The following is a 3,805-nucleotide window of genomic DNA, read 5'->3' as shown; positions in this document are numbered from 1 at the left end:
GTCGCCGCCGGGCCTGCGAGGCTCGGACCGACCCCGTCCACCGTCCGAGGGAGCCTCCAGCGCCATGGCAGTCGAGACGCCGGCCGGGGTCTCCGCGGCGTCGGCCCTGCTGGACGCGGGCACGGCGCCCGGGTCGGCGCTGCTGTTGCGCGCGCTGCTGGAGGCCGCGCGGCTGCGCTACGTCGGACGCCCGATGACGCTGCGTTCCCGTGGGTCGGAGGTACGGCTGGTGCCGACGGCCGTCGCGTCGTCGGGGCTCGGTCCCCGGGCGCTGACGACCGGGCGGTTCGCCACGGTCACCCTGGCCGCGCGCGACGTCGTCCGGCCCGGCCTCGCGCTGCGCGGGCTCACCGTGACCGCCGCGGACGTGCGGCTGCGCCCCGGGCTCGCCCCGGAGCTGGTGGCCGGTCCGGTGGAGATCGAGGCCGAGCTCGACCCGGACTGGGTCGCCGGGCGGCTGCGGGAGCACGTGCCGCAGGTCGAGGTGGGTGTCGACGCCGACGGCGTCGCCCGCGCCCGGCTGCGTCGCCGTCCCGGGCTCGGGGCCGCCGACCTCGCCGTGTCGGTGGACGGGCACACCCTGTCCTGGAAGGTCATCGGTCTGACCGTCGCCGGGCGGTGGATGGGGCCACCCCGGTCGGCGGACACCCGTCGCTCGGTGCGGGCGATGGTCGACCGCAGCCCGCTGGCGGCGATCCGCTCGGGCCGGGTCGAGCTGCCCGGGCTGCCCGGTGCGCTGCAGCTGCACGGGATCGACCTGACCCCCGGGCGGATCCTGGTGCGCGGCGGGCTCGACGGGTGGCGCCGCACCGTCCCGCTCGCGCGGATCGACGACGTGCTGCGCGGCGCGCTGTCATTGCTGGACCTGAGCCGCTGACCAGGGGCGGTCAGCTCCGGCGGAGCCGCCGGGTGATGGCGCCCAGGCGCGAGGCCGGGCGGCGCGACGGGAGCCGGCCGGCGACGGCGTCGTCGAGCAGGGACCCGACGGTCTCGGCCGCGCAGGTGCGGTTGGTGCCGATCCCCCCGGACGGGCCCCGCTTGATCCAGCCGACGACGTAGTGGCCGGGACGGCCCTCGACGCGGCCCGCGTCGTGCGGGACGACGCCGCGGTCGTCGTCGAAGGGCAGGCCGGCGACCGGGCGGCCTCGGTGCCCGACGGCGCGCACGACCAGGTCGGCCGGGATGTCGGTCCCGTCGGCGGTGTGCACCCCGCGGGCCCGGGTGGTGCCGTCGACCCGTTCGGGCGCCGAGTGGAACCGGAACACCACCCGCGGGCGCTCCGCGGGCACCGACCAGTCGATCTTCTCCCGGCGGGCGCCGCGCAGCAGCGCGTGCGACGGGGACGCGGCGGGGCCGTCGAGGGACTCGGCGATGCGGGGGTCGTGCTCGTCGACCACGACCTCGACCGTGCTGCGGCCCAGCAGCTCGCGCAGCTCCGGCGCGGTCGCGGCGACCGCCTCCGGGCCACGGCGGGCGAGCAGCACGACCTCGGTGATCGCACCGGTGCGCAGGGCGGCCAGCGCGGCAGGATCGATCGGGGTGCCCGCCAGGTCCGCGGCGGGCGCGGTGAGGACCCGGGCGACGTCGATCGCGACGTTGCCCGTGCCGACCACGACGACCCGTCCCGCCGCGGTGTCGACGGCGTCACGCGGCACGTCGGGGTGGCCGTTGTACCAGCCCACGACGGTGTCGGCGGCGATGCTGCCGACTCGCCCCTCCCCCGGCAGGCCCAGGTCGCGCGGCACGGGCGCCCCGACGGCCCAGATGACGGCGTCGTGGCGCTGCGCGAGCTCGTCGGCGGTGACGTCGCGGCCGACCTCGGTGCCCAGGCGCATCCGCACCCGCGGGTGGGTGTGGAAGCGGGCGAAGGACTCCCCGATCCCCTTCGTCGACGGGTGGTCGGGCGCGACCCCGAACCGCACCAGACCGCCCGCGACGTCGAGCCGGTCGTAGAGCGTGACCGTCGACGACGTGTGCAGGAGCAGGTCCTGGGCGGCGTACATCCCGGCGGGCCCGGTCCCGACGACGGCGACGTCGAGCGGGGCCATGTCCGCGGGAAGCGACCGTGTGAACTTCAGCGGGTACCACTCGTGGAACAGCGGTGAGTCGCCCTCCAGCTTCCCGGCGACCGGCTTGCCCTCGTAGTAGTCCGCGTTGACCTCGGCGTACCCGGCGAGCGACGCGCTCAGCCTCTCCACCGGGAAGATCGCGTCGACCGGGCAGGCGTCGGCACACGCCCCGCAGTCGATGCACGACCGCGGGTCGATGTAGAGCATGTCGGTCGTGGCGAAGTCCGCCTCGTCGGGCGTCGGGTGGATGCAGTTGACCGGGCAGGCCGCGACGCAGGACGCGTCGGTGCAGCAGGTCTGGGTGATCGCGAAGGGCACGGCCGGCTCCGGGTCAGATCAGGTTCGCGCGACGGTAGAAGTACAGCGCGGGCCTGGTCAGCAGGCCGCAGGATCCCAGGAACTCCATGAGCCCGGCGCAGGAGGAGCGCAGCAGCGCCTTGTGGTGCTCGTTGGCGGCCGCCTCGCGCAGGGCGCGCCGGGTGTCGAGACCGACGTTGGCGTAGACCTCCTCGTTCCACATGCTGGTCACGATGAAGTACGCGGCCATCGCGACGGCCAGCGCCTGCCAGTGTCGACGGACGGGGCCGGCGCCGCGCAGGTTCTCCTTGGTCTCCTCGCGGGCGAACTTCATGTGCCGCGACTCCTCCACCACGTGGATGTTGGAGATGGTCCGCACGAACGGGGCGACCCGCTCGTCGCGCATCCAGTCGCGCTGCATGACGTCGAGGACCTCCTCGGCGACCAGGATGGAGGCGTAGGCGGCCTCGCCCCGCCAGGTGGCGGCGCAGAAGCGGCCGAGCGCGACCGTGGAGCGCTTCGGGACGTACGCGGGGGCCCCGAGCTTCGCCGAGCCGCGGGCGAACATGATCGAGTGCCGGCACTCGTCGGCGATCTCGGTCAGGGCCCACTGGAACGACGGGTCGGTCGGGTCCTTGGCGTAGAAGTCCCGCAGGACCAGCTGCTGCAGGATCATCTCGAACCAGATACCGGTGGAGGCGACCGAGGCGGCCTCGTGGCGGGTCAGCTCCTTGCGCTTCGCCTCGGACAGCTCCGCCCAGTAGTCGGTGCCGTAGAGGCTGCTCCACTCCGGGCTCATGCCGTGGTCGTCGAGGTTCAGCGGGGTCTCCCAGTCCACCTGGGTGGACGGGTCGAACGACAGCTCCGCGGACGAACGCAGGAGACGCTCGGCGGTGTCGTGCCGGTCGGCGGCGTGCCGGACGTCCCCGGCCTCGAGCCCGTGCTCCGGAACGGTGGCGGTCATGGCGACTCCTCGCAGACAACGACGTCAGGTGCTGTAACCGCCGGTAACGTTACCACTGGTTACACGTGACGCAAGTCCCGGGATGCGGCACGACACGATCACCGGCCGCCGACACCGGTGCGGGTGACGCACCGTCCACCCGGGAGGGTTATCGTTGCGATGCGCAACTAACCTGGGAGGTCGCGACGTGACACCGGAACGGGACGGACCTGCGGTCGTCGGCACCGTGCGGGGGCGGTCCGGCACCCCCGTGCCGGGCGCGACCGTCACCGTCACCGACCTCGACGGGCGCCAGCACGGGCGGGCCGTCAGCGGCGGCGACGGCACCTACGCCGTGGCCCTGACCACCGGCGGGACCTACCTGGTGGTGACCCGCACCGACGGCGCCGGGCCCGACGCCGGGCTGGTCGCCGTCGTCGCCTCCCCCGCGCGGCACGACGTGACCGTCGCCGGCGGCGGCACGGTGCGGGGCACG

General features: G+C 74.7%; 4 protein-coding genes. 2 read left to right on the top strand and 2 right to left on the bottom strand.

All coding sequences use genetic code 11. The features are described 5' to 3' along the window. Positions 1-64 precede the first annotated feature (64 nt). Positions 65-877, top strand: coding sequence for a hypothetical protein (locus GTW08_RS05330; protein ID WP_073577179.1), 813 nt, complete (start codon positions 65-67; stop codon positions 875-877). A gap of 10 nt (positions 878-887) precedes the next feature. Here the strand turns inward: GTW08_RS05330 and GTW08_RS05325 are convergent, their stop codons facing one another. Then, on the bottom strand, positions 888-2,387 hold the full coding sequence (locus GTW08_RS05325; protein WP_161151494.1) for an FAD-dependent oxidoreductase: 1,500 nt from the start codon (positions 2,385-2,387) through the stop codon (positions 888-890). Between the two features lie 13 nt (positions 2,388-2,400). After that, a complete protein-coding gene (locus GTW08_RS05320; RefSeq protein WP_073577181.1) occupies positions 2,401-3,330 on the bottom strand; it encodes an AurF N-oxygenase family protein in 930 nt (309 codons plus the stop codon). A 187-nt stretch (positions 3,331-3,517) separates the two neighbouring features. On the opposite strand from GTW08_RS05320, the gene GTW08_RS05315 reads away from it, so the two are divergent. Further along, on the top strand, positions 3,518-3,805 hold a 288-nt coding region (locus tag GTW08_RS05315; protein ID WP_161151493.1), incomplete at its 3' end, for a carboxypeptidase regulatory-like domain-containing protein.

It is taken from the genome of Pseudonocardia sp. SID8383 (genome assembly GCF_009864975.1).
Classification (GTDB): domain Bacteria; phylum Actinomycetota; class Actinomycetes; order Mycobacteriales; family Pseudonocardiaceae; genus Pseudonocardia; species Pseudonocardia alni.
Note: the sequence above shows the minus strand (reverse complement) of the source record. Positions and strands in the feature narration are given on the sequence as shown.